Consider the following 255-nt stretch of genomic DNA (forward strand, 5'->3'; position numbering starts at 1 on the left):
CCGGGGATTTCCGAATGGGGGAACCCATACTTCGTAATGGAAGTATACCCATCCCTGAACACATAGGGGATGAGGAGGCAACCAGGGGAACTGAAACATCTAAGTACCCTGAGGAAGAGAAAGCAAAAGCGATTCCCTAAGTAGCGGCGAGCGAAAAGGGAACAGCCTAAACCGATACCTACGGGTATCGGGGTCGTGGGGCGTCTTATGTGGAGTAAGAAAAAAGGATGGTAGTTGAACAAGTCTGGAAAGGCT

1 rRNA gene is annotated in these 255 nt (G+C 50.2%); it reads left to right on the top strand.

Features of this window, described 5'->3' with window-relative positions:
• Window positions 1-255 (top strand): 23S ribosomal RNA (locus tag BEN26_RS13880); the annotation flags it as partial.

Source organism: Tepidibacillus sp. HK-1 (assembly GCF_001748485.2).
GTDB lineage: Bacteria > Bacillota > Bacilli > Tepidibacillales > Tepidibacillaceae > Tepidibacillus_B > Tepidibacillus_B infernus.